The organism is Arthrobacter sp. RAF14, assembly GCF_052114185.1.
In the GTDB taxonomy this organism is placed as follows: Bacteria; Actinomycetota; Actinomycetes; order Actinomycetales; family Micrococcaceae; genus Arthrobacter_E.
In genome coordinates this window covers 129,221-152,914 of the sequence record NZ_JBFREG010000002.1, presented here as the reverse complement: position 1 = coordinate 152,914, position 23,694 = coordinate 129,221, and the positions used below count along the sequence as shown (strand labels likewise).

The 23,694-nt window shown below is 67.0% G+C and carries 27 protein-coding genes, 3 tRNA genes and 1 pseudogene; 17 read left to right on the top strand and 14 right to left on the bottom strand.

From position 1 onward, the window contains the following. The first annotated feature begins 69 nt into the window (after positions 1 to 69). Positions 70 to 1,956, top strand: coding sequence for a DNA primase (gene dnaG / locus AB4Y75_RS08360; RefSeq protein WP_441435410.1), 1,887 nt, complete (start codon positions 70 to 72; stop codon positions 1,954 to 1,956). Positions 1,957 to 2,037: 81 nt separating this feature from the next. After that, positions 2,038 to 2,110: transfer RNA gene (locus tag AB4Y75_RS08355), tRNA-Asn, on the top strand. Positions 2,111 to 2,191: 81 nt separating this feature from the next. Here the strand turns inward: AB4Y75_RS08355 and AB4Y75_RS08350 are convergent. After that, positions 2,192 to 2,452, bottom strand: a complete 261-nt coding sequence (locus AB4Y75_RS08350) for a hypothetical protein (protein ID WP_441435409.1) — start codon at positions 2,450 to 2,452, stop codon at positions 2,192 to 2,194. A 23-nt stretch (positions 2,453 to 2,475) separates the two neighbouring features. Next, complete coding sequence (locus AB4Y75_RS08345; protein WP_441435408.1) at positions 2,476 to 3,081, bottom strand: TetR/AcrR family transcriptional regulator; 606 nt, start codon at positions 3,079 to 3,081, stop codon at positions 2,476 to 2,478. Between the two features lie 60 nt (positions 3,082 to 3,141). On the opposite strand from AB4Y75_RS08345, the gene AB4Y75_RS08340 reads away from it, so the two are divergent. Continuing rightward, positions 3,142 to 4,422, top strand: a complete 1,281-nt coding sequence (locus tag AB4Y75_RS08340) for an MFS transporter (RefSeq protein ID WP_441435407.1) — start codon at positions 3,142 to 3,144, stop codon at positions 4,420 to 4,422. Between the two features lie 90 nt (positions 4,423 to 4,512). Continuing rightward, positions 4,513 to 4,585, top strand: a tRNA-Asn gene (locus AB4Y75_RS08335). Between the two features lie 111 nt (positions 4,586 to 4,696). Here the strand turns inward: AB4Y75_RS08335 and AB4Y75_RS08330 are convergent. From AB4Y75_RS08330 to AB4Y75_RS08320, 3 genes are all read right to left on the bottom strand, one after another. After that, the gene (locus AB4Y75_RS08330) at positions 4,697 to 5,260 is read right to left on the bottom strand and encodes a GNAT family N-acetyltransferase (protein ID WP_441435406.1); all 564 of its coding nucleotides are present in this window, start codon (positions 5,258 to 5,260) and stop codon (positions 4,697 to 4,699) included. Between the two features lie 90 nt (positions 5,261 to 5,350). Further along, positions 5,351 to 5,668, bottom strand: coding sequence for a GlsB/YeaQ/YmgE family stress response membrane protein (locus tag AB4Y75_RS08325; RefSeq protein ID WP_441435405.1), 318 nt, complete (start codon positions 5,666 to 5,668; stop codon positions 5,351 to 5,353). Between the two features lie 9 nt (positions 5,669 to 5,677). Beyond that, positions 5,678 to 6,871, bottom strand: coding sequence for a multidrug effflux MFS transporter (locus tag AB4Y75_RS08320; RefSeq protein WP_441435767.1), 1,194 nt, complete (start codon positions 6,869 to 6,871; stop codon positions 5,678 to 5,680). Positions 6,872 to 7,121: 250 nt separating this feature from the next. On the opposite strand from AB4Y75_RS08320, the gene AB4Y75_RS08315 reads away from it, so the two are divergent. The 9 genes and pseudogenes from AB4Y75_RS08315 (at position 7,122) to AB4Y75_RS08275 (ending at position 14,942) form a co-directional block, all read left to right on the top strand. Further along, positions 7,122 to 7,970 carry a phage holin family protein gene (locus AB4Y75_RS08315; RefSeq protein WP_441435404.1) on the top strand — a complete coding sequence of 283 codons (849 nt, stop codon included), beginning with the start codon at positions 7,122 to 7,124 and terminating at the stop codon, positions 7,968 to 7,970. 57 nt (positions 7,971 to 8,027) lie between these two features. After that, a pseudogene (locus AB4Y75_RS08310) lies at positions 8,028 to 8,621 on the top strand (CDP-alcohol phosphatidyltransferase family protein); the annotation flags it as partial. Between the two features lie 125 nt (positions 8,622 to 8,746). Beyond that, entirely contained in the window at positions 8,747 to 9,655 is a 909-nt protein-coding gene (locus tag AB4Y75_RS08305) for a DMT family transporter (protein ID WP_307496384.1), read from the top strand. A 42-nt stretch (positions 9,656 to 9,697) separates the two neighbouring features. After that, positions 9,698 to 10,894, top strand: a complete 1,197-nt coding sequence (locus tag AB4Y75_RS08300) for a glycosyltransferase (RefSeq protein WP_441435403.1) — start codon at positions 9,698 to 9,700, stop codon at positions 10,892 to 10,894. A gap of 107 nt (positions 10,895 to 11,001) precedes the next feature. Continuing rightward, positions 11,002 to 11,075: transfer RNA gene (locus AB4Y75_RS08295), tRNA-Ile, on the top strand. 177 nt (positions 11,076 to 11,252) lie between these two features. Then, entirely contained in the window at positions 11,253 to 11,978 is a 726-nt protein-coding gene (locus tag AB4Y75_RS08290) for an alpha/beta hydrolase family protein (protein ID WP_441435402.1), read from the top strand. 62 nt (positions 11,979 to 12,040) lie between these two features. Then, on the top strand, positions 12,041 to 12,394 hold the full coding sequence (locus AB4Y75_RS08285; protein ID WP_441435401.1) for a VOC family protein: 354 nt from the start codon (positions 12,041 to 12,043) through the stop codon (positions 12,392 to 12,394). A 182-nt stretch (positions 12,395 to 12,576) separates the two neighbouring features. Next, complete coding sequence (locus AB4Y75_RS08280; RefSeq protein WP_441435400.1) at positions 12,577 to 13,260, top strand: TetR/AcrR family transcriptional regulator; 684 nt, start codon at positions 12,577 to 12,579, stop codon at positions 13,258 to 13,260. Next, positions 13,257 to 14,942 carry an MDR family MFS transporter gene (locus AB4Y75_RS08275; protein ID WP_441435399.1) on the top strand — a complete coding sequence of 562 codons (1,686 nt, stop codon included), beginning with the start codon at positions 13,257 to 13,259 and terminating at the stop codon, positions 14,940 to 14,942. The genes AB4Y75_RS08280 and AB4Y75_RS08275 overlap by 4 nt, the downstream gene beginning before the upstream one ends. Before the next feature lie 126 nt (positions 14,943 to 15,068). Here AB4Y75_RS08275 and AB4Y75_RS08270 read toward each other — a convergent pair whose 3' ends face one another. The 4 genes from AB4Y75_RS08270 to AB4Y75_RS08255 form a co-directional block, all read right to left on the bottom strand. Further along, positions 15,069 to 15,710, bottom strand: coding sequence for an SRPBCC family protein (locus tag AB4Y75_RS08270; RefSeq protein WP_441435398.1), 642 nt, complete (start codon positions 15,708 to 15,710; stop codon positions 15,069 to 15,071). Positions 15,711 to 15,801: 91 nt separating this feature from the next. Continuing rightward, the gene (locus tag AB4Y75_RS08265; RefSeq protein WP_441435397.1) at positions 15,802 to 16,098 is read right to left on the bottom strand and encodes a hypothetical protein; all 297 of its coding nucleotides are present in this window, start codon (positions 16,096 to 16,098) and stop codon (positions 15,802 to 15,804) included. 47 nt (positions 16,099 to 16,145) lie between these two features. Further along, positions 16,146 to 16,289: a hypothetical protein gene (locus AB4Y75_RS08260; RefSeq protein WP_441435396.1), complete on the bottom strand. Its 144-nt coding sequence runs from the start codon at positions 16,287 to 16,289 to the stop codon at positions 16,146 to 16,148. Between the two features lie 48 nt (positions 16,290 to 16,337). Next, the gene (locus AB4Y75_RS08255) at positions 16,338 to 16,496 is read right to left on the bottom strand and encodes a hypothetical protein (protein WP_441435395.1); all 159 of its coding nucleotides are present in this window, start codon (positions 16,494 to 16,496) and stop codon (positions 16,338 to 16,340) included. A gap of 386 nt (positions 16,497 to 16,882) precedes the next feature. Here AB4Y75_RS08255 and AB4Y75_RS08250 point away from each other — a divergent pair, with 386 nt between their 5' ends. Then, entirely contained in the window at positions 16,883 to 17,149 is a 267-nt protein-coding gene (locus AB4Y75_RS08250) for a DUF7218 family protein (protein ID WP_441435394.1), read from the top strand. A gap of 72 nt (positions 17,150 to 17,221) precedes the next feature. Here AB4Y75_RS08250 and AB4Y75_RS08245 read toward each other — a convergent pair whose 3' ends face one another. Then, complete coding sequence (locus AB4Y75_RS08245; RefSeq protein ID WP_441435393.1) at positions 17,222 to 17,746, bottom strand: DUF6328 family protein; 525 nt, start codon at positions 17,744 to 17,746, stop codon at positions 17,222 to 17,224. A gap of 64 nt (positions 17,747 to 17,810) precedes the next feature. Further along, positions 17,811 to 18,704: an SDR family oxidoreductase gene (locus tag AB4Y75_RS08240; RefSeq protein WP_441435392.1), complete on the bottom strand. Its 894-nt coding sequence runs from the start codon at positions 18,702 to 18,704 to the stop codon at positions 17,811 to 17,813. A 197-nt stretch (positions 18,705 to 18,901) separates the two neighbouring features. Between AB4Y75_RS08240 and AB4Y75_RS08235 the strand changes: the two genes are divergently transcribed. Further along, positions 18,902 to 19,378 carry a MarR family winged helix-turn-helix transcriptional regulator gene (locus AB4Y75_RS08235; protein WP_441435391.1) on the top strand — a complete coding sequence of 159 codons (477 nt, stop codon included), beginning with the start codon at positions 18,902 to 18,904 and terminating at the stop codon, positions 19,376 to 19,378. Positions 19,379 to 19,430: 52 nt separating this feature from the next. Here AB4Y75_RS08235 and AB4Y75_RS08230 read toward each other — a convergent pair whose 3' ends face one another. Then, positions 19,431 to 19,655, bottom strand: coding sequence for a stress protein (locus AB4Y75_RS08230; RefSeq protein ID WP_441435390.1), 225 nt, complete (start codon positions 19,653 to 19,655; stop codon positions 19,431 to 19,433). A 236-nt stretch (positions 19,656 to 19,891) separates the two neighbouring features. Here AB4Y75_RS08230 and AB4Y75_RS08225 point away from each other — a divergent pair, with 236 nt between their 5' ends. Together AB4Y75_RS08225 and AB4Y75_RS08220 are read left to right on the top strand one after the other, a co-directional pair. After that, on the top strand, positions 19,892 to 20,722 hold the full coding sequence (locus AB4Y75_RS08225; protein ID WP_441435389.1) for a nucleotidyltransferase family protein: 831 nt from the start codon (positions 19,892 to 19,894) through the stop codon (positions 20,720 to 20,722). Beyond that, positions 20,719 to 21,813: a serine hydrolase domain-containing protein gene (locus AB4Y75_RS08220; protein WP_441435388.1), complete on the top strand. Its 1,095-nt coding sequence runs from the start codon at positions 20,719 to 20,721 to the stop codon at positions 21,811 to 21,813. Before AB4Y75_RS08225 ends, AB4Y75_RS08220 begins: the two co-directional genes overlap by 4 nt. Before the next feature lie 7 nt (positions 21,814 to 21,820). Here AB4Y75_RS08220 and AB4Y75_RS08215 read toward each other — a convergent pair whose 3' ends face one another. Further along, positions 21,821 to 22,462 (bottom strand): NAD(P)-dependent oxidoreductase, encoded by a 642-nt coding sequence (locus tag AB4Y75_RS08215; RefSeq protein ID WP_441435387.1) that lies wholly within the window; start codon positions 22,460 to 22,462, stop codon positions 21,821 to 21,823. A gap of 127 nt (positions 22,463 to 22,589) precedes the next feature. Beyond that, positions 22,590 to 23,603, bottom strand: a complete 1,014-nt coding sequence (locus AB4Y75_RS08210) for a serine hydrolase domain-containing protein (RefSeq protein WP_441435386.1) — start codon at positions 23,601 to 23,603, stop codon at positions 22,590 to 22,592. Positions 23,604 to 23,694 lie beyond the last annotated feature (91 nt).

Below are 23,694 nucleotides of genomic sequence, written 5' to 3'. Positions count from 1 at the left end.
GGCGGCCGTCCCCGGGCCGCCCCACCCCCCGCGGCCATCCCGGCTTGCCAGCCGGACTAGGATGGAACCGTGGCTGGACTGATCAAAAGGGAAGACATCGAGGCGGTCCGCCAGCGCACCGACATCAAAGAGGTGGTGGACGGGTACGTCACCCTCCGCAGCGCGGGCATCGGCTCTTTCAAGGGGCTCTGTCCTTTCCATGACGAGCGGAGCCCGAGCTTCCACGTCCGCCCTCAAGTGGGCACGTACCACTGCTTCGGATGCGGTGAGAGCGGCGACGTCATCTCCTTCGTGCAGAAGATGGACCACCTCTCCTTCAGCGAGACGGTGGAGAAGCTCGCGGCCAAGGTCGGCATCGAGCTCCGTTACGAGGACGGCGGCACCGGGCCGCGCCGCGAGGATGTGGGCAAGCGCCAGAAGCTCCTGGACGCCCACAAGATCGCCGCGGAGTTCTTCGCCGCCCAGCTCCTGACGCCCGGCGCCATCGAGGGCCGACGGTTCCTCGCCGAACGCGGTTTCGACCGCGCCGCCGCCGGGTCCTTCGGTGTGGGGTTCGCCCCGCAGGGCTGGGACGGGCTGCTCGGCCACCTGCGCACCAAGGGCTTCCGCGACGACGAACTGGTGCAGACCGGCATGTTCTCCACGGGCCGCGAAGGGTCTGGACGGCTGTACGACCGCTTCCGGGGGCGCCTGATCTGGCCCATCCGGGACATCACGGGCGACGTCATCGGCTTCGGCGCGCGCAAGCTCTTCGAGGACGACAAGGGCCCCAAGTACCTCAACACCCCGGAGACCCCGCTCTACAAGAAATCCCAGGTCCTGTACGGGATCGACAAGGCCAAGCGGGACATCGTGCGCGGTCGGCAGCTCGTGGTGGTCGAGGGCTACACGGACGTCATGGCCTGTCACCTCGCGGGTGTCACCACCGCCGTCGCGACCTGTGGCACGGCCTTCGGCGGGGACCACATCAAGATCGTCCGCCGTCTCCTCTCGGACGACGGCACGGGCGGCGAAGTGGTCTTCACCTTCGACGGCGACGCCGCGGGCCAGAAGGCGGCCCTGCGCGCTTTCGAGGAGGACCAGCGATTCGTGGCGCAGACCTACGTGGCGGTCGAGCCGTCCGGCGCGGACCCCTGTGAACTCCGGCAGCACCGGGGCGACCAGGCTGTGAAGGATCTCATCGACAGCCGCAGGCCGCTGTTCGAGTTCGCCATCCGAGTGGGCCTGAAGAAGCACAATCTCAACACCGTGGAGGGACGGGTCCAGGCCCTGCGGGAGGCCGCGCCGATCGTGGCCCGGATCCGGGACGGGTCGTTGCGTCCCGCGTACACCCGCGAACTGGCCGGCTGGCTGGGCATGTCCATGGAGGAGGTGTCCCGCGCGGTGCAGACGGCCGCGCGGCGGGCCTCGGCGGCGCCGTCGTCGTCCGATCACGGGGGAGCGGCGGCACAGGAACCGGCGGAGAGTTCGTCGCTGTACGGCCGTCCGGATCCGCGGGACCCGGCGGCGGCCATGGAGCGTCAGTCGCTGGAGGTCGCCCTGCAGCAGCCCCAGGTGCTGGACGAGCGTCACTGGCGGATGTTCTCCGAGGCTCATTTCGTGGTGCCCGCCTACCAGGCCGTCCACACGGCCATCCGGGCCGTCGGCTCCGCACGCGGCGCCGATCCGGTGACGTGGGTGGAGACGGTCCGTGAAGAGGTGCCGGAGCCGCTGCGGGGCCTGGTGTCGGAGCTGGCGGTCGCGATGATCCCGGCGCCCGACGAGGACGCCCTGCTGCGGGCCTGCCGGGACATCCTGGCCCGCCTGTTCGAGCTCGGCATCACGCGGCAGAAGGCCGACCTGCTGGGTCAGTTGCAGCGCATGGGCGCCGACGCCGACGCGGCCACCGTCCAGGATCTGAACCGGCAATTGCTCACCCTGGAGATGCAGCGCCGGTCACTGCGCCAGAACGCCTGAGGTACGGCGCCGGTCCGGTCGGATGAGGAGTTCCGATTTCATGTTCGGGCCCCGGCTCTGGTAATGTCTTACTCGCTTCGATCCTCCTTAGCTCAATTGGCAGAGCATTCGACTGTTAATCGAAGGGTTGCTGGTTCAAGTCCAGCAGGAGGAGCTTTCGCCCCGGGTGGGCGGCCTGAAAACGGCCGCTGACCCGGGGTTTTTCTTTGCCCGCACCACGGGTGGGGCCGGCGCCTCAGCGGTCCGCCGGCCTCTGCCCCGGAGCCTCCGACGGCTTCCTCGCGTCCTGTGCGGCCCGTAGAGCCCCGACCAGGCGTTCGGTGCAGCCCACGACCACCAGGAGCCCTCCGAGGATGGAGACGCGGAATCCACCGGTCACGAAAGCATCCATCGCCACCAGCAGCAGCCCGACGCCGACCAGCAGTGGGCCGAAGGTCCCGTCGCCTTTCGGCCGGTGGGTAGGTTCGTGCGTGGTGTCCGTCTCATGTCCCGTCATGGGCGTCAGACTACCCGCCCGGTTCAGCGGCCGCTTGTCACGCGTTCTTCGAAAGCCGACCAGCCCGGCTCCAGGAGCTCGAACGTCGCCTTGAGGGATGCCGCCGGGTCGTCCGTGCGGTCCAGGAAGGCCCAGGTCTCCAGGGCGTAGTGGGAGAACACCTGGATGAACGGATCGGCGGCGGGCCGGCCCAGCTCGTCGGCGATGGTCTGCACCAGGGCCTTCTCGTGCCGCATCCACATGGACCGCTCATACTCCCGGAGCGACGGCGCGGCCTGGACCATCGCGTCGAAGGCGGCCACGTGGGCCGCGTACTTCTCGTGTTCCTCCATGACCTCGCGGAGCCACTGGTGGATCGCCGCGCAGATGGTCATCCCCGGCTTCCGGTTCCTGACCGCGGCCAGCAGGGCGTCCCGGATCTCGTCGTCCTCGTCGTAGACCAGGGCTTCCTTCTGGGGGAAGTGGGCGTAGACCGTGGCGAGGGAGACGTCGGCCCGTTCCGCCACCTCTTTGATCGTGACGGAATCGAAGCCTCGGTCCAGGAAGAGCTCGAGTGCCGCGTCTGAGATCGCTTTGCGGGTTGCCGCCTTCTTGCGTTCCCGGCGTCCGGGGACTGATGTTCCGACCATGAATACAGCATAGTTGCTCTAAAACTAGAATGACTCTAGTTTCAGTGTTACTCTGACTTCATGCCCTCGGAATCCTCACTCCCCGCCTCGCCCCCGCCCTCACCGCAGGCGTCGCGGCGCGCCTGGTTCATGCTCGTGACGCTGACCATGCTCTCCGTCATCGGCTTCACCGTCGTCCTGCCCGTCATGCCGTTCATCGTGCAGGACTATCTGCCGCACGGCGATCCGAACCTCGCCATCTGGGTGGGTGTACTTGAAGGTGTGAACGCTCTGTGCGCTTTCCTGGCAGCCCCCTTCCTCGGGGCGCTCTCGGACCGGGTGGGCCGCAGGCAGGTCATCATCATCGCGTCCCTCGGCGCGGTGGTCGGTTACCTGGTCTTCGGCTTCGGGGGAGCCCTGTGGATCCTCCTGCTCGGACGCATCATCCAGGGCATCACCGCGGGTGACATGCCCGCGCTGTTCGCCTACACGGCGGACATCACCCCGGCGAAGGACCGCGCCAAACGCTTCGGGCTCCTCGGCGCGCTCAACGGCGTCGGCTTCATGATCGGCCCGGCCCTCGGCGGCCTGCTCTCCGCGATCGACATCCGCCTGCCGGTCTTCGCCACGGCCGCCGTCGCCCTGCTGGTGGCGATCCTCTCGATCTTCCTGCTGCCCGAATCGCTGACCCCGGAGAGCCGCTCGCCGAAGCTGACCCTGGAGGAGCTGCACCCCGTGAAGGTCATGTCCGATGCCTTCCGCCGCCCCGGCCTGCGCGGACTGTTGCTGGTGTTCGCGCTGATGATGATCCCGTTCGCGTTCTTCACGAACAACTTCAGCGTGCTGGCCATCGACTCGGTCGGCTGGAGCGCGGCGCAGATCGGTTTCCTGGTTGCCGTCATCGGCGTCCTGGACATCGCGGTCCAGGGCGGACTGCTGGCTGTGCTGCTGCCCAGGATCGGCGAGAAGAAGACCATCGTGATCGGCATCCTGGGGCAGGCCGTCGGCTGCGCGTCCCTCGTCATCCTCGCCTCGGTGCTGGCGCAGCCTTGGCTGCTCATCGTCGGCGTGCTGATGTTCGGCGCCTCCCAGGGCCTGACGCAGGCGCCCTTGGACGGGCTGATCTCCAGCTCAGTGGGCGACGACGAACAGGGCCGGGTGGCCGGAGCGCTCCAGGCGGTGGGGTTCGCCATTCAGATGGTCGCGCCGATCGTCGCCGGTCTGCTGTACAGCGGGATCGCGCATGTGGCGCCCTATCTGCTCGGGGTGATCTTCATCCTGGCCGCCGCGGTGCTCTTCTCCCGCCTGACGTTGCCACGGCGGGCCTCGGAGATTCCTGTGGGTGAAAGTGCAGTGTTGTGAGTGAGGGCCCCGCGGGGGAGTGAGTACGTGGTGGAGGGCTCCCGATTTCATGTTCGGGCCGAAGCTCTGGTAACGTCTTACTCGCTTCGATCCTCCTTAGCTCAATTGGCAGAGCATTCGACTGTTAATCGAAGGGTTGCTGGTTCAAGTCCAGCAGGAGGAGCTTTCGCCCCGGGTGGGCGGCCTGAAAACGGCCGCTGACCCGGGGTTTTTCTTTGCCCTGGGACGTCAGTGGGAAGCGGTGAGGGCTGAGGACCCACGTGGACGGCGGCGGTCACCCGAGGGTGCGTTGCTTCTCCCAGTCGCGGCGCAGCAGCCCGTAGACCCAGGAGTCGGAGACGACGCCGTTGACGATGCAGTCCTCGCGCAGCGTGCCCTCCCGGACGAACCCGAGTTTTTCGAGCACCCGGGCCGAGGCTCCGTTCCGGGTGTCGGCCTCCGCCTGCACGCGGTTGAGGTCCAGAGCCCCGAACGCCCATCCCAGGAGAGCGCCGGCGGCCTCGGTCGCGTATCCCTGGCCCCAGGCGGTGCGGCTCAAGCAGTAGCCGAGGGAGGCGCTGCGGAAGGTGGGATTCCAGCCGTTGAACGTGCACCAGCCGAGGAATGCCTGGTCGGAGCCCCGTTCGATCACGAGGCGGGCACCTGTGCCGTCCTCCGCCATGCGGCGCGATCCTGCGAGGAAGCGCTCGACGGCGGACCGGTCCGTCCAGGGTGGGGAGTCCCAGTAGCGCAGCACCTCGGCGTCGCTGTTCAGGGCGAAGAGGTCGTCCGCGTCGGTGTCCGCGACGGGCCGCAGACGGAGCCGTGCGGTGTCCAGCGTGGGGGTGGGAAGAGCCATGCCGTCATCCTGCCACGGCGTCGGCGCGTCAGGGCTGAGGCGGTCCGCCGGGGTCCACGCTCGGGTCCATCCCTCGGTCCACGTGCGGGTTCACTTCCGGTTCCCGCCCCGCGGGCCCGGGTTGAGCCGGTAGAGGACCGCGGCGCCGATGAGCGCGCCGAAGACGATCCCGAGGGCGCCCTGGCCGATCGCCCGGCCCGCGAAGTAGCCCAGCGCGCCGCCGATCACCGCGCCGACGAAGAGGCCACGTCCGTTGCGGTGGGGTTTCTTCCGGGCCGTGGAGTCGGTGGGGTCGCGACGCCAGGGGGCCGCCACCCGGGCTCCCGACGCACGCAAGGCCCGCGCACGCTCCCTCGCCCCGCGCAAGGGGGAGGGGCGGCGCCGGCGGGGTGCGTCGTCGTCGGTCATGTGGCCAGCCTAGGCGATCGCCGGGACCGAACGGGGCCGGATGACCAGCCAGAGACTCAGAATGCCGACGCCGATGCAGGCGATCATGATCGCGGCCATCGGCACGGCCGAATCGGTGCCGAGCAGCCCGACCGCGGGGGAGAGGAGACCCGCCGTGAGGAAGGTGCTGGCGCCCAGCAGCGAGGCCGCGGTCCCGGCGCGGTCGCCATGGCTGGCCAGCCCCAGCACCTGGACGCACGGGAAGCAGAAACCGGTGCACATGATGTAGAACCACAGCGGGATCGCCAGGCCGAGCAGCCCCGCATGGGAGACGTCCGACACGATGATCAGCAGAGCGGAGACGATCTGGCCCACCGTGGCGAACGCCAGGATCCACTGGGGCCCCACCTTCTTGATGAGCCGCGAACTGATCTGCACGCCGGCCACGATGCCCAGCGAGTTGATGCCGAAGAGGTAGCCGTACTGCTGCGGGGTGAAGCCGTAGATCTTCTCCAGCAGGAACGGGGAAGCGGAGAGGTAGGAGAACAGGCCCGCGAAGTTCATGCCGGCCATGATGAGCACGCCCACGAAGATCCGGTCGGTGAACAGCACGCGGTAGTGACTCAGCACGCTGGTGCCGGTCGCGCGACGGCGTTCCGCGGGCAGTGTTTCACGCACCAGGAACAGACAGCCCAGGAGCACCAGGGCGCCGTAACCGGCCAGGAAAACGAAGATGCCCGGCCACGGGGTGATCAGGAGCAGCTGCGAGCCGATCACCGGCGCGAGGATGGGCGCCAGTCCGTTGACCAGCGACATGGCGGCGAACATCCGCACCATGGAGTATCCGGCGAAGAGGTCGCGGACCATCGCCATGGAGACCACGCCTCCGCCGGCCGCGCCGATGCCCATGAGGACGCGGAAGATGCCCAGCGGCACGATGTCGTGGGAGAAGGATGCGCCGACCGAAGCCAGGATGTGGAGGGCGGTGGCACAGAGCAATGGGACCCGCCGGCCCACCTTGTCACTGAGGGGACCCACCAGCAGCTGTCCCAGGGCGAATCCGACGGTGGTGCCCGTCAGCGTCAGCTGCACGGCCGCCTGGCTCACGCCGAGGTCCCGTTCGATCGCGGGGAAGGCCGGAAGGTAGAGATCGATGGTGAACGGACCCAGCGCGGTCAGGGCGCCGAGAATCAGGACGTAGGTGATCTTCTGGCGTCGGGACATGGCGGAGCCAAGGGAAAGGGTGGGGGTGGTCACCCCCACTATCTTAAGCGGCTGATGCGGGCCTGAAAGGTGTGAGGGAAGGCTGCGGCGCAGGTGAACGCAGATGAACATGCCCACGGCGGAACTGCCGCCACCGTGGCGCAATGATAGTTTTGTCCAAGGCGGGGCCGTCCTCCAGCGGTCGGCATCCCGCCCCCGTGATCACGGTCACGGCCCTTTCTATCCGTCGAGTCGATGTGAGGCGAAACTGATGAGCGGACGCCATGCGAGCACCGTACGGCCCCAGACAAGCCTCAAGGCGCTTCCGGCGACGGCCAGGAGCGCGGCCCAGCTGCTGCCCCGCCAGATCCAGGACGAGATCACGCTGGCCCAGCTGGAGCTCAAGGACAAGGGCGTCAAGGTAGGCATCGCCTCCGCCGGCTTCGTCGCAGCCCTCCTGTTCGTGGGCCTGCTGGTGATCGCACTGGTGGTCGCCGCGATCATGGGGCTTGCCACCATCATGCAGGCGTGGCTCGCGGCTCTCATCGTGTCCGCCGCATTCCTGATCATCGCCGGGATCGGCGGGCTGTTCGGGTTCCTCAAGCTCAAGTCCGCCATGCCGCTGATGCCGGCCGAGGCCATCCGTGGCATCAAGCACGATCTCGGGATCGTCAAGGAAGGCAGCGCCTACGACGCCAGCATCCTCGATCCGGAGTCGCCCGCCGCCAAGGCCGCCGCCGCGGCGAAGGCGGAAGCCAAGGCCAAGGCCCGCGAAGAAGCGGAGGCCAAGGCGAAGCAGAAGCTGGCGGAAGAGGGTCCCGCCCCCACCCAGCAGCAGATCCTGGCACGGCTGGACGAGCGCCGTGCCCACCTGACCGGCATCCGCGACGACCTGGGCGCCCAGCTCGATGTCAAGACCCAGGCACAGGGCCTGGTGGCCGATGTCAAGGAACGGGCCGAGTCGGTCCGCGAGTCCGCACAGCAGCGCTTCGCCGGCGCCACCAGTGGGGAGAACGGCGGAATCGCGGGTGAGCTGGCCCAGCGCTGGAAGCCCATCGCCGTGGCCGTGGCCGCCGGAACCGCCTTCGTGGTCCTCCTGCGCAAGCTCATCAAGTCCTGACGCCTTCCCGGCTGAGGCCGGGCTGGTTCATCGGATTCGCACTGAGGAAGGGGGAGGATGAAGCTCATCGGCGCTGGCGCACGCCCTGGCGTGCCGCAAGTCGACCATGACCGCATCCTCACGGTGCCCAACATCCTCACGGTGGTGCGATTCCTGGGTGTGCCGCTCTTCATGTGGCTGGTCCTGGGAGTCCACGAATACGGCTGGGCCGTGGCGGTCCTGGCCATCATGGGCTCCACCGACTGGGTGGACGGTTATGTGGCCCGCCGCTTCGACCAGACCTCGAGACTGGGCCGGATCCTGGACCCGGCCGCCGACCGCCTGGCACTGATCGCCGTCGCCGTGACCCTGGTGCTGGCTGGCGTGGTGGCCTGGTGGTACCTGGCCGCGCTGCTGGTTCCTGATCTGATTCTGGGCACGGCGTCCCTTCTGTACTTCCGCAGCCACCCCGACCTTCCCGTCAGCGTGGTGGGCAAGGTCCGGACTGCGCTGCTCCTGGTCGGCACCCCGCTGCTGGTCCTCTCCGAACTCACGGGTGGGCCCGCGCTCGCGGTCACCGCGTGGATCCTGCTCGGTCTGGGTCTGGTGGGTCACTGGATCGCGGCCATCGGCTACTTCTCGGCGATCATCCGCAAAGGCCGCCCCGTGCGGGAGGCGCGCGTCGCCGGCCACCGGGACGCGGCTGACTCCGGCACCACGGCACCTGACGACGACGGCGGTGTGTCCGGCGGCGTCGTCGGGCGCCCTGAGACGGGGGAGAAGGACGGTGAGGGCCGGTGATCTGGTTCGCAGTCATCCTGGCGATCCTGGGCGCCTTCTGCCTGGCGATCGGCGCCCAGCGCCAGGGAAGCGCGGTCAAGGCCGACACCGGTGGCCTGGCCCTCGGGTCCAGCAGTTTCGTGCGGCTTCTGCGCAATCCCCGCTGGCTTCTGGGCCTGGCGCTGCTGGCCGGCGGCATGATCATGAACTGCATCGCCTTGATCTCCGCGCCGTTGACGGTGATCCAGCCGATCGGGGCGATCGCGCTGGTCATCACCACGATCGTCAACTCCAAGGATCAGGGCCTCAAGATCAACCGCGCCACCGTGGTGGCCATCTCGGCCTGCGTCACCGGCTCCGCCCTGTTCGTCCTGCTGGCCGTCAACGCCACGCAAGAGAACCACCATGTGGCGGCGTCGGACGAACTGGCGGTCGTGCTGCTGCTGGTCCTGGCCGTGGGAGTGTTCGGATCCCTGGCAGTGGGATTCCGGCATCGGCTGAACGCGTTCGTCTACATTCTCGGCGCCGGCGTGCTGTTCGGTTTCGTGGCGGTGCTGACCCGCATCATCGGCCGCCATCTGCTGGATCCGAACGGACAGTTCCTGCTCAACGTGCCGTGGTACACGGTGGTGGCCATCGCCGCCGCGGGTGGCCTGGGGTCCTGGTTCGTGCAGAGCGCGTACTCCGGGGGACCGCCGGACCTGGTGATCGCCGGCCTGACCGTGATCGATCCCATCGTGGGCATTGCGATCGGCGTCACCATTCTCGGTGAGCTGCGTCCCGATGTGCAGCCGGTCATCGGGATATCCATGATCGCGGCGGCCTGCCTTGCTATCGTTGGGGTGATCGCCTTGTCCCGTCACCATCCCGAGGTGACCAAGCGCAAGAAGGAAGCTGCACGGAAATCGGCCGGTAAATCGGCTTAGGGCCACAGCCCGCGACCCACCAACGCCAGGAGAACCTCACCCATGACGTCCACCGACGGCAGTAAGCCCCTGACCATCCTGATCGCCGCGGACACCTATCCGCCGCATGTGAACGGGGCCGCGCAGTTCGGCTACCGTCTGGCCAAGGGCATGACCGCTCGTGGGCACCAGGTGCACGTCCTGGCCGCTCGCGCGGACAAGGGCAAGAGCTACACCGAATTCCGTCCGGAGGGCACGGTGCACCGGATCCGCTCCCACGCGGTTCCTACGCACGACTCGTTCCGCATCACCTTCCCCTGGGAGATCAAGAAGGAGATCGCGCTCCTCTTCGACAAGGTGCAGCCGGATGTGGTCCACATTCAGAGCCACTACATGATCGGCGAGCACGTGCTGTACGAGGCGGTGAAGCGCGGCATCCGCGTGGTGGCCACCAACCACTTCATGCCGGAGAATCTGAACCCGTTCCTGCCGTTCCCGCAGTGGTTCAAGGACATCGTGGGGCGCATCTCCTGGAAGGACATGGGCAAGGTCATGGGGCAGGCCAATGTGGTCACCACCCCGACGCCGCTCGCGGCCAAGGCCATGCACCAGCACGCCTTCCTGCGTCAGGTGCTGCCGCTCTCCAACGGCATCGACACCCCGGCGTACGAGCTGCAGCCCGGCGAAGTGGTGGAGAAGAACCCGTACCCCACCATCCTGTTCGCAGGCCGCCTGGCCGAAGAGAAGAACATCGACGTCCTCATCAAGGCGGTCGCCCGGCTCCCGAAGGAGCTGAACGTCCACCTGGAGATCGTGGGCGGCGGCGAGGTCCGTCCGGCGCTCGAGCAGCTCGTGGCCTCGCTGGGCCTGGGGGACCGTGTCCGGTTCCTCGGACTGGCGCCCGACGACGAGCTGCGCCGCGCCTACATCCGCGCCGATCTCTTCTGCATGCCGGGCACCGCCGAGCTCCAGTCCCTGGTGACGCTCGAGGCCATGAGCGCCTCCACGCCCGTCGTGCTGGCGAATGCCATGGCGCTGCCGCACCTGGCCGAGGACGGCGTGAACGGCTACCTGTTCGAGCCGAACAACGTGGTGGACCTGACGGAGAAGATCCGCCTGGTCTTGGACCAGCCGGAAGAGGCCCGCAAGGCCATGGGCGACGCCAGCCACGAGATGGTCCAGAAGCACAGCCTGGAGAACACGCTGCAGACCTTCGAGGACATCTACCGCGGTGCCGCTTACGAGGACCTCCAGGTCTGAGTCTGTGCGCCCTTCGGGGCGCGTCTCCGTGACAGGTACGACGGCGGCTGCCGGGTAGACTGTCCGGGTGCCGTTTCGGGGTCTGCGACTCTGTGGCGGCGCCCCGAGGGGGTATAGCTCAGCCGGTTAGAGCAGGGGACTCATAATCCCTTGGTCCTGGGTTCAAGTCCCAGTGCCCCTACCTTCAACGGCCCCGGAATCACGGCGATTCCGGGGCTGTTGCGCGTTTCGGGTGTTCGCGGACCCCGTTCGACTCGCCCTGTGACAAGCCCCGGTCCTACCCTTGCCCCAAGCCGTCGCGATCACGCGCGGCCCGGCCGGGGTCCGGTCCGCTGAACCGTCACGAGAGGGAGCCGATATGCCGGAGAGAATCCAGTACGGACCGGGAAAAGACCAGTGGGGAGACCTGTACCTTCCCGCCGGGGAACCGCGCGGTGTAGTGGTCGCGATCCATGGCGGTTTCTGGCGTGAGCGTTACACCGCGCTGGACACCGTGGACGAATCGGAGGACCTGGCGGCCCGCGGGTTCGCCGTGTTCAACCTGGAGTACCGCCGTGTCGGTGACTCCGAGAGCGAGGGCGACGGCGGCTGGCCCGCGACGGGCGAAGACATCGTCGCCGGGATCCGCGCCCTGGAGGGCACCTCGGTGAGCGGGCTCCCCGTGGTCCTTCTCGGTCACTCGGCGGGAGGACAGCTGGCCGCCTGGGCTGCGGGACACGTCGAGGTGGCGGGGGTGGTCAGCCAGGCTGGTCCCCTGGCCCTGACGGAGAGCGCACGTCTGGGGATCGGCGACGGCGCCACCGTGAACTTCCTCGGCGCCACGCCAGAGGAGAACCCGGCGGTGTACGAACAGGCGGACCCGCTGAAGAACCTCCCCTTGAGCGTGCCGCTCATCGCCCTGCACTCCGGCCTGGACAAGATCGTTCCCTTCTCCCTGTCCCAGCAATACGTCACAGCAGCGCAGACGGCAGGTGCCGATGCCCGGCTGATTCAGGTCGAGGGAGACCATCTCGCCATCATCCGGCCGGGTTCAGAGGCCTATCAAGTCAGTGTCGACGCGATTCAGGCGATCCTCGGCCATTGAACCCGGCAACCTAGGGCGAACACGCCCTGTACCCCGCCCTGCCGTCATGCCATGCTGGCTTCATGGAACGCGTGACAGGCATCGGCGGGCACTTCGTGCGATCGGCCGGCCCCGAGACATTGACCGCTTGGTACCGGGACGTCCTGGGTCTGGACTTCGACCAGTACGGTCTCTGGCGGCAGGAAGCGGGTCCCACGGTGTTCGCCGCCTTCCCCGCGGACACCGAGTACTTCGGCTCCGCGACCCAGCAGACCATGCTGAACTTCCGTGTCCGGGATCTGGACGCCATGATCGCACAGCTCAAGGAGCAGGGCGCGAACGTCGCGGACGAGGTCCAGGAGATGGAGGGGGTCGGCCGCTTCGCCTGGGTCACGGACCCGGAGGGCAACCGCATCGAGCTGTGGCAGGCGGAGTGAACCCCGCACGCCCACACCGGCCACGGCACTGAACGCCACTCACTGCACTGACGACGACGGCGCCGCTCACCTTGAAGGTGAGCGGCGCCGTCGTCGTTCGCAGAGAAAGCGCGGAGGAGTGTGATGAGCCCCTCACGAGTAAAAGATTGCACCAGGCAACCAATAGTGCAAAAATTTACTTTGTGAGTAATAGTGCAAATTCTGACGGAGGCCTGCGGGAGCGCAAGCGCGCGGCCACACGGCAGGCGATCACCGCCGCCGCCCGGTCCCTCACGGCAGCCCGAGGCCTGAACGGTTTCACCGTGGAGGAAGTCTGCGAACAGGCCGACATCTCCCGGCGCACCTTCTTCAACTACTTCCACACCAAGGAGGACGCCGTGATCGGCGCCTTCTCGGACGAACTGCCCCACGATGCGCTGGAAACCTTCGCGGCCAACCCTCGCCGCGAGGAGGGCCGGATCTCCGGGACTCTGCTGCAAGCCCTTTTCCGCTTCACGGTGGACATCGTGACCCGTTCCGCCGTCAGCCCGACGGAGATCCGGCAGCTGATCGCGGCCATCGCCGCCGAACCTCAGCTCCTGAGCCGCCTGACCGCGGAGGGGGAGTCCCGCGAACGGCAGTTCACGGAGCTCGTCGCCGCCCGGGAGGGCCTTCCTGCGGACCATCCAGAGATCGTCATGGCCGTCACGGTCTTCAGCGCCGTCTGCAAGAAGACCAATCAGAGCTTCTTCTCCGAGGACAACACCACTCCGTACGGCGAGCTCCTGGAGCGGAATCTCCGGGCGGCCCGCGCACTCTTCGACCAATCCTTCGACACCACGTCTTCTGACACCCCCTCTCCTGACACCACCGAGGAACGCCCATGAGCACCATCACCAAGGCAGCGCAACCCCTGCTGCTGACCCAACGAAGAATCTGGATCATCTTCTCGGCCCTGATCGCCGGGATGCTGCTGTCCAGCCTCGACCAGACGATCGTCTCCACCGCGATGCCGACCATCGTCGGCAAGCTCGGCGGCGTGGAGAACCAGGCGTGGATCACCACCGCCTACCTGCTCGCGACCACCATCGTCATGCCCATCTACGGCAAGTTCGGTGACGTCCTGGGCCGTCGCAACCTCTTCCTCGTGGCCATCGGCCTGTTCACCGCGGCATCAGTCGGCTGTGCCTTCGCCACCGATTTCTGGATGTTCGTGGTCTTCCGCGCCATCCAGGGCCTGGGCGGCGGCGGTCTCATGATCCTCTCGCAGGCGATCATCGCGGACATCGTCCCGGCCAAGGACCGCGGCAAGTACATGGGCCCGCTGGGCGCCATCTTCGGCCTGTCCGCCGTCGCCGGTCCGCTCCTGGGCGGCTTCTTCGTGGACCACCTCACCTGGGAGTGGGCCTTCTACATCAACATCCCGATCGGCATCGCCGCCTTCGCCATCGCCTGGTTCACGCTGACCCTGCCGAACAAGAAGGCGGAGAAGCGCATCGACATCCTGGGCGTGCTGCTGCTCTCCGCCGCCACCGCCTGCCTCATCTTCTTCACCGACTTCGGCGGCAAGAAGGACGAGGGCTGGGATTCGCCGACCACGTGGCTGTTCGGCGCGGGTCTGCTCGTGGCCGCGGTCCTCTTCGTGCTCGTCGAGCGCAAGGCCGAGGATCCGATCATCCCGCTGAGCCTGTTCAAGAACCGCATCTTCATCAACGCCACGGCCATCGGCTTCACCCTCGGCCTCGGCATGTTCGCGGCCATCGCCTTCGTGCCGACCTTCCTGCAGATGTCCTCCGGGACCTCCGCGGCGGTCTCCGGTCTCCTGATGCTGCCGATGATGGTGGGCCTGATGGGCACGTCCATCTACTCCGGCATCCGGATCTCCAAGACCGGGAAGTACAAGATGTTCCCGATCCTCGGCGCCGCGCTCACCATCGCCGCGATGCTGTGGTTCACCACCCTGACCGCGGCGACCCCCATCTGGGTCATCTGCATCCAGCTGTTCATCTTCGGCGCGGGCCTCGGTCTGATCATGCAGGTGATCGTCCTGGTGGTGCAGAACGCGGTGCCCGCGGAACAGATCGGCACCGCGACCAGCACGAACAACTACTTCCGCGAAGTGGGCGCCTCCCTCGGCGTCGCCGTGTTCGGTTCGCTGTTCACCACGCGCCTGGCGGATTCACTGACCAAGGCCTTCACCGGCGCCGGCGCCTCGACCGAGCAGGCGTCGCACGCCACGAGCACGCTGGATCCGCAGACGCTCTCCCAGCTGCCCTCGGCCGTCCGGGATGCGATCGTGAACGCCTACGCCGACTCCCTGGCACCGGTCTTCTGGTACCTCATCCCGTTCATCGCCGTGGCGCTGCTTCTGGCCATCACGCTGAAGCAGATCCCGCTCTCCGACACGGCCGGCATGGTCGCCCGCGGTGAGGCCGTGGGCGGCGAGGAGGCCGAGCGTCTGGAGGCCGAACGCCTCGGCGGCGCTCCGGCGTCGGACGCTCCGGTCCCGCTGGTGGAGGACGGCCACGAGAAGGACGACGACGCCGAGCTCGCCTCTCCGCGCAGCTGACGTCGTGCTCGTGACGCGCAGCCCGCGTCACGTCGGAAGGGCCGCCGCACCGTGGGTGCGGCGGCCCTTCCGTATTTCCCGGGGGAGTGCGGACCCGCCGTCGAGCCGGTCGTGGAGGTCCTGCGGTCAGAGCACGATCGACATCTCCGGGCGATCCGACCCAGGAGTGTCCTGTGAGGCGAACCCCACGCCGTACGGCAGTGTTCCGGAGGGGTCCTTGGGGTGGTCGTCGCCGGCCAGGCGCGTGGTGACGTCGCCGATGAGGGCCGGTTCCCGCCGTGTCTCCTTGAGCAGCAGCGGCCCGGTCAGCGGATGCGCATCGTCCTGATGGGCCCGCGCCGTCTTGCGTTCCTCATGGCGCTTCTCCACGAAGTCCCGGAACCGCTCGAGATCCTCGCGCACGCTCGCCGGTTCCAGCCGGAACAACGAGACGGTGTGTTCCGACGGTTCCCGCGGATCCCAGATGACGTCCACGGTGATCCGCGTGAGCTCCGGCTCCAAGGAGTCGAAGAGCAACTGACCATGACTTTCGAGGCCATCACTGCAGTCCCAGCGGATCAGGCGATCCGGGCGCTGTTCCTCGATGGTCGTGTTGACGGTCCGGTGCTTGCCGTCGACCTCGGCGGTGAGGAGGACTGGCGCCTCGTCCTGCCGCTCGACCGACACCAGGTGCTTCAGGAACCGTGGAAGGAGTTCGAACTCGGCCCATTGCTCATAGCTGAGCCATAACGGGGCTCTGACGTCGATCTCTTCCTGTATCTGTGCCAACTGCATCATCTCCTTGAAAACTGTGGAGTGCGCTCCGCTCGGCCGGGCAAGGTGTTTCGGCCGGACCCGACGGAGTGCCGGGGTGAACGGATCAGGCGCTCAGGGACATCTCCCGCTCGGGCCGGGGAAGACGCAGTTCCTCCGCCATGGACCGCGAGGTGATGTCGATCCGCAGATGCCGGTGGTGGGCGTCCCGGATCGCGGACAGGTAGAAGGACCTTCTTTCAAGCCGGGAGCAGGCAGGACTGGTCTGGCAGAGCATGAACACGATGCGGTCTCCTCGCATCTGGTATCGGGCCACGCCGATGACCGTGCCATTGCGGTACATCTCGAATTGAGACTGCACGATGTTGTCGAACACGTGGTCATTCCGGTTGATAAGGCGCATGATCTCTACTGACTTTCTGTGCTCGTTGATCGGGTGGGTTGAAGAGGTCACATGCCGGTGGCGATGTCCGAGAGACCGTCGTCGGACACGTCGGGACCCAGGCCCTTGACGGTGTGCATCAGGCCGTGCGGCAGGGATCCCTGCTCAGTCTCACCGCCGTGGGATGAAGAGTCCCGTGAAGGCGTGGTCATGATGTGCCTCCTTGACGTTGAATACCGTGGGCGGGCGTACGGCGGTGATCAGGTGGACGAGGTGCGCATTTCCGGCTGTTCGGCCATCGGCGCCCATTCACACGGCAACGGCGCATTCTCCTGCGCCTCACGGCGCTGAATTCCCCGAGCGATGAGATCGGCCGATACCGCGTGGACGTGACGTCCGCATTCGGGTGATGCCTTCATGCTCCGATCCCTCCTTTAAGAATCAAGCCGACTGTTGGAAGGTAACGTAACTGGCACAACGGTAGCTTGACAAGCTAGTAAAAAACAAGGATTCGACATAGGCTCGCATCATGGGACACCACGAGAAGGAAACCGACCGAGATCCCCGCCCTCAGGACGAGGGGCATGACGTGGGGAAACACTCCTGGGACCGCGCGAACGGCAGCATCCAGCCGGAAACCGGGGCGGATCGTGACCCAGAGGACGTGCCGGATGGTTCCGGGACGGACCTGGATGAGTGCCGCGAGCCGGAGTCAGACCGATTCGACGCCGGCTGAGCCGTCGGCCCCGGCGCGGGTCAAGCGCGGGCCGTTCCGCGACTCCCGAACTTTCAGGAAGGAGAAATCATGCCTGATAAGAAGAATCCATCATTGAAGGACCCGGAGCTGTATGAAAAGCTCCGGGATGACGGGGCGTCCAAAACGAAGGCCGCCCGGATATCCAACGCCGCCGCCGCGAAGGGGCGCAGTGCCGTGGGCCGCAAAGGCGGACAGTCAGGGGATTACGAGGACTGGACGGTGAAAGAGCTCAAGTCCAAGGCCAAGGAAATCGGTCTGAAAGGCTATTCCGACAAACGTAAAGCGGAATTGATCGACGCGCTCCGCAACTCCTGATCGTCTCTCACGGCAGACGGTGCGGAAGGGCCCCGAATATTTCAGTTCGGGGGCCGTTCCGCGCCGTCCTCGTCAATGGCCAGTTGCGCCGTCGTCTTCCTCCTTCACGTCTTCGACGGCGGCGTGCACGCGAGGGCCGATGAATGCCACCGCCAGAAAGAGGAGCGCCAGCACCCCGCCCGCGACCACGGCACACACGGTGGCCGCCGTCCTGCCGGCCACCACATCGACCGTGAACGTCAGCGCACCCGCCACCAGCAAGTGGAGCAGCACCAGGACGGTCTTGCTCGCGCGGTCCGCCAGGCCCACCAGCGAGCCCCGCTGGTGGTGGCGGAACACCCGACGGTGTACAGCCACCGGGAGGAGCGTGATGATCGTGATGGCGGCGGCCAGCAGGACCAGAGCAAGGTACAGCCCCTTGTCCCAGTCGTCGAGAGAACTGAAACGCTGCTGGAATGGCAGCGTGAACAGGAAGCCGCCGATGATCTGAGCAGCCGTCTGCGTGACGCGAAGCTCTTGAAGCAGCTCACTCCAGTGCCGGTCCAGACGATGAGTCTCGGACTCGCGGCGCCGGTAGTCGTCGTCGCTGTCGTTCATGATGCACCTCCTCGAGGCCGCGGCCGCGGCCCATCTCCCTGGCCCCCATCTCCCTGCCCCGGCGCTATGGGCTCGGGATGCCACCGTTCGCATTGAGGGTCTCGCCCACCACGAAGCTGGACTCCGAGGATGCCAGGAACACGTAACACGGAGCCATCTCGGCCGGGTGTCCGGCCCGGCCGAGCGCGGTGTCCTTACCGAACTCCGGCAGACTCTCCTTCAACTGGCCGCCGCTGACCTGCAAAGCCGTCCACACCGGGCCGGGCGCCACAGCATTCACCCTGATGCCCTGGGGGGCGAGCTGCTGCGCCAGGCCTTTCGTGAGGTTGTTGATGGCCGCTTTGGTCGAGGCGTAGTCCAGCAGATCGGACGAGGGCTTGTACGCCTGAATCGACGTGCTTGCGACGATGCTCGACCCGGGTGGCATATGGGGCACCGCCGCCCGGATGAGCCGGATCATCGCGAAGACATTGATCTGAAACGTCTCCTCGAATTGCCTGTCGTCGATCTCCTCGAGTTGCGCGGTGGCCACCTGCCGGCCGGCGTTGCTGACCAGGATGTCCAGGCCGCCCAGGCCATCGACGACGTCGGCGACGAGCGCCGCTGGAGCGTCAGGGTCGCGGAGGTCTGCAGGCAGCTTGAGGGCTTTGCCCCCGGCTTTCTCGATCAGCTCGATGATCCTGCTCGCATCGTCCTCCTCCTCCGGGAGATACGAGATCGCCACATCGGCGCCCTCCCGCGCGAAAGCGATCGCGACTGCGGCTCCGATGCCGGAGTCCCCGCCCGTGATGAGGGCCTTGCGGTTCTGGAGACGGCCGAGCCCTCGGTAGTACTCGGCGCCCAGATCGGGCCCAGGGGTCGTGAGCACGTCAAGGCCGGGCGGCTCCTGGTGCTGGATGGGCGGGGTCACTTCCGGGAAGAGTGTGACGGGATCGCGGAAGGTGTACTGATCACTCATGAGTCATTTCCTCCATACTGAGTTCGGATGATCGTCGGGTCGGGCCGGGCTGGGTCGCAGAAACCTCGGAAAAAGGCGAGAAAAATACAGAACCGTCCGTTCGCCAGGCCGTCCGGAGCATAGAATTGCGAGCAGGGGCGACTTGTCTAGATTGACTAGTAACTAGTAGGCGGAGAACGGAAGGGACATGGTGTCTCATGGCACTGGAACTCATCAACAGAAGCTGGCTTGAAGCGAACGATGAGGACCGTGTCCTCTCCGCGCTCCACTTGCTGAGGGAGTTCGTGGTGGTGGAAGCCGAGACCCGGACCAGCCTGATGGCCGACCTGAAGATCAAGAGCAATGACCTCGCGGCCCTGCGCTTCGTCCTCGACGGCTCCGACAAGGGTGTGGTCAGCCCGCGGGCGCTCGGGCACCATCTGGGCATCACCTCGGCCTCGACCACAGCGCTCGTCAACCGGCTCGAGCACGCCGGGTATCTGCGCCGTGAGCCCGATCCGAACGACCGTCGGGCCCTGGTGCTCCACACGACGCAGGCGGCAAAGGTCCTGCTCGAGTCGAGCCTCCAGCGGCAGGTCTCGTCCCTCCTGAATGCCGCCGGATCCTTCACGACGGATGAACTCACGGTGGTCGAGGATTTCCTCACTGCGGTCACCGACGCCCTTCGTAGCTGATACCGTCGCTCCGGTCCGCCTGAGCCGGGCCGGAGCGCCCTTCCCTGTCTCGTCAGTCGTCATTCGGCCAGTCGGTGCGGTCGCCCCGGTGGCTCTTCTCCCCACCGCGGACCTTGGCCTCATGCGGTTGGGCTTCGGCACCCTTGCGGCCTGCTTCGCGAGGATCCGCACCGTGCTCTGAACCGAACTTCCCGGTACTTGCCTGCCCACCGCGGCGTGCCTGTTCTTCCGTGTCCGCGCGGTTCCCGAACCGTCCGGGGTTCTGTGTGTCAGCCATGCTGTTCTCCTTTCGAATGCCGTGCCGGTGGCCGCGTGCTGCGACCATGATTCCAGCCAAACAGTCACCCGGGGCTGGACGGAACCCCTGTGGTTCCAGGCGTCTCAGCGGTACACTATGGTGCTCGGTTTTCGGCCCTCCGGACGGCGTCTCGACCGTGTCCGGGCTGCTCCTGGAGCGCGGCCGGGCGCTGGTCCACGGGTAGGTTCCCGGCGGCGAAGTGGCAGAATGCGTCCATGACGGAACACCCGATTCCCCGGGCGCTGGACGCGCCGCTCGCTGCGGTGCGTGCCTCGTGCAACGCCCGGAAAGACATCGAGGCAGCCTGGCTGGAAGGATCGATAGCCCGTGGTGAAGCGGACGAGTGGAGTGACATCGACCTTCATCTCGTGGTCACCGACGAGGACTTCGATGTCCGGGCCTGGGCGGCTGAATTGTTCGACGTCGTGCTGGCGGATGCCATTCCCGGCACGCGGCGAGGGCACATCTTCCTGTCCTCGGAGTGGGTCCACCTCGATGTGATCCTTCATTCTCCGCAAGATGCAGCCACCGGCAGTGCGGAACGTCTCTACCTCTTGGACCGTGGCATTCCGCACGGGGCGTCCGCGGACATCCGCGCCGATCAACCGGACCCTCCGAGTGCCGATGACGGCGTGAGCAGTGTGCCCTACTTCCCGGACCAGGATTGCCGGGTGGTCCTGTACCTTCTGGGAAATGCAGTCGGCCTGGCCGCGCGGGACGATCTTCTGGCGTTGTCCACGACAGTTTCGGGGCTCCGTGACGCCTACCTGCCCAGGCTGATGCTGGCTGAGCGAGGAATGCGCCCCGGGCGCGGAGCCAAGCGGATGCTGGAGCAAGTGAGCCGGGACCAGCGGAGCTCACTGCAGTCTCTGCCCGCTGTGGGTTTGGACCGGAGATCTCTGTTGGGTGCGCTGACGGCGGTGGCTGCCCAGTATGTGCCCCGGGCGCGATCGCTTGCTCACGCGACGGGGGCCGAGTGGCCGCAGGGCCTCGAGGAAGCACTGCGTTCGCTGTGGGCCCGGGAGATGGGACATGAGCTTCCATGAGCGATGTCAAGGCGCTCCGTGACCACATCCTGGGTGCTCTGCACCCCGGTGACGGGTCGGCGCCGTTGTTCTCCGCCGTCGTCGTGCTGGTGAGTGAGGCGGGGGAGCGGATCGCCACCGAGGCCCACGGACTGATCGCGGACTATGCGGATGAGCACGGCATCCGACGACGGGGTGTTCCGGTCACGCCGGACACCCTCTTCGATCTCGCCTCGATCACCAAGGCGTTCGTCACCGCGACGGCGCTGGCAGAATTCTCGGACCGGGGATTCCTGGACGACGGTGTCGAGGGGCTGCGGATCCCCGTGGCGGAGTGGCTGCCGGAGTACCGTGGATTTCCCGAGGTGACACTCCTTGACCTGCTGACGCATCGGGCGGGGCTGCCCGGCGAATGGATCGACAACCGACCCGGAGCGGACGCTCTGGAGCGATTCCGAGCGGTCGTCCCGGAGAGGCCCGTCGGGTCGGAGCACGCCTATTCCTGCGTGGGATTCATCTGGCTGGGCCTGTGCCTGGAGGCGATGACGGGGCGGTCACTGGAGAGGTTGTTGGACACACGGATCCTGCGGCCACTGGGTCTTTCCGATACGGGCTATCGGCCCACACGGACCTTGGAGTCCATCGCCGCCACGGAGATTCAGCCGGGGCGGGGACTGGTCCATGGAGAGGCGCACGATGAGACCGCCTGGGCGCTGGGTGGAGTGAGCGGCAACGCCGGCCTCTTCAGCACCGCTGGGGATCTCCTGACATTCGCGGAGATGCTGCGGAACGACGGCCGGCATGACGGGGAACAGGTGCTTGCCCCGGAGACCGTCAGGCTCATGACCACGCCCGTACCCGGACCCGTTTCGGGGACGTACGAGCAGGCGGTCGGCCTGCGAGTGGGCGAACCCTGGCTGCGGGCGCTGGCCCCGGACGGTGCGCGGATCCCTGCAGGTCACGGTGGTTACACCGGCACGGCCTTCGGTTTCGAACCGGGCGGTCTCAGAACCGTCGTCCTCCTGAGCAACCGGGTGCACCCGCACCGCGGCAATGACGAGCGGTTCGCCGCCTTCCGTCAGGAGCTGATGGAGCTGGCCGGAAGGCTGTGACCGCGGATCAGGAGGACGTGCCGCTGATGACCGGCAAGGCGCGTGAGAAGTCGCCCGACTCGAGCAGCTGCACGACGGCGGCGGCCACCCGTGCGCGCGGCGTGAACAGTTCCGCGGGGCCGTGGGGAGTGAGGTCCACCCGGCCGTGGTGGCTTCCTGCGGTCAGCTTCAGGACGCGGATGATCGTGTAGTCCACGGGGCTCTTCTGGAGGATCCGCACGTGCTCCTTCCCATCGGCGATGCGCTTCGGATCCACGACGCCGATGGCGAAGTTGGCCGCCCGGTCGACCAAGGAGATGCGGTCTCCTGGGAGACGCACGCCGGTGCCGGTGAGGGAGATGAGCCGGGTCTTCGGCTGGCGAACGGCGATGATGTCCACGCAGTGCCGAATCGCCACGGACTGCACGTCCGCGCTGGAGCGCCGGTTGTGGCCGATCATGCTGACCACCGCGGAGACCCCCTCGAGGAGTGCGCTCACGTCTTCCCTGTTCCTGGCGTCGCAGCGCACGACCTCCAGATTCGGGTGGGCGTCAAGGGTCGACTCGGACCGGACCCCTGCCCGGACGCGGAAGCCGGCCTCCAGCAGCGCGGCCAGGCAGGCCTGACCGGAACGTCCTTGGGCGGCGAGTACAGCGATCAAAGGCTTCATCGTCCCAGCGTATCGGTGCCGGGCCTGCTCCGGGCAAGGGGTGTTCCGGGGCTCGGCGTGCTGTCGACGGCACAGAGGCCGGCCCCGGGTGTCCGGGGCCGGCCTCTGTGCAAGGGGCGGAAGAGTCTCAGCGGGTGAGGACCCAGGAGACCGCGTCGAAGGCGTTCACGGTCCAGAGCAGCTTCTCGCCGTCCTGGGGCGTGGGCCAGCTGGAGAGCTTTGCGGCCACGACGCCGGCGGACCGGTTCACGTAGACCATCTGGCCGTGGATCCCGAGAGCGAGGAGCGGATTGGAACCTTCACGCGGGAACCAGAAGCCGTTCCGGTACATGCCGCCCGGCATGAGCGTCGGCTCCGGGGCGTTCGCGAAGGCCTCCCGGCTGTCCGGTCCGCCACCGAAGGTGTCGGCCACCCACCACGACGGGAGCACCGGGGTGTCGTCCAGGGCGAAGCCGTCCCGCAGGAACAGGTTGCCGAAGCGTGCCAGATCCCGCAGCCCGGCGGAGACGCCGCCGTCGAACATTCCTTCGCCCGCGCTGTCCACGCCGACGTGCGCACCCAGCTCGGCGCCCATGGGCTGCCAGAGCCGCTCGGACATGAGGTCCGCGGCGTGGCGGCCGGTCGCGCCTTCCAGGACGAAGCCCAGAGCATCGGTTTCACACGACTTGTAGTCGAAGGCCCCGCCGTGATCACGGTCCTTGCCGAGGCCCGCCAGGAAATCCAGGAGGGTCGCAGGTGCGTTCGGATGACGACGCGGCGCCCAGCCGATCGCCTGTTCCAGGAGGCGTACCTCGGCATCAGGGTCGAGGTACTTCTCCGAGAAGTGGACGCCGGTCCGCATGTCCATGAGGTGGCGGACGGTTGCCCCTTCGTAGCCGGAACCGGCCAGCGCGGGGACATAGCTGGTCACGAGTGCGTCGGCATCCAGCTCGCCGCTGCCCTGAAGAGAGCCCGCCACCGAGGTGGTGAGGGACTTGCTCACGGACATGAGGAGATGCACGCTGGCAGGCGTCATGGTGTTGAAGTAGCCCTCGCCCACCAGGGCGCCGTCCTTGGTGACCACCCAGCCGTCGGTGAAGGTGTTCTCCAGAACCTCGGCGAACGTCGCGGTCCGGTCCTCCCACGGATGGGGGACGGACACAGCGGACAGATCAACCGGTGCTGGAGGGAGAACAGTGGCGCGAACGCCCCGGGGGATGGACCGCACCGGAAGGAAAGTGGCGATGTTCTGC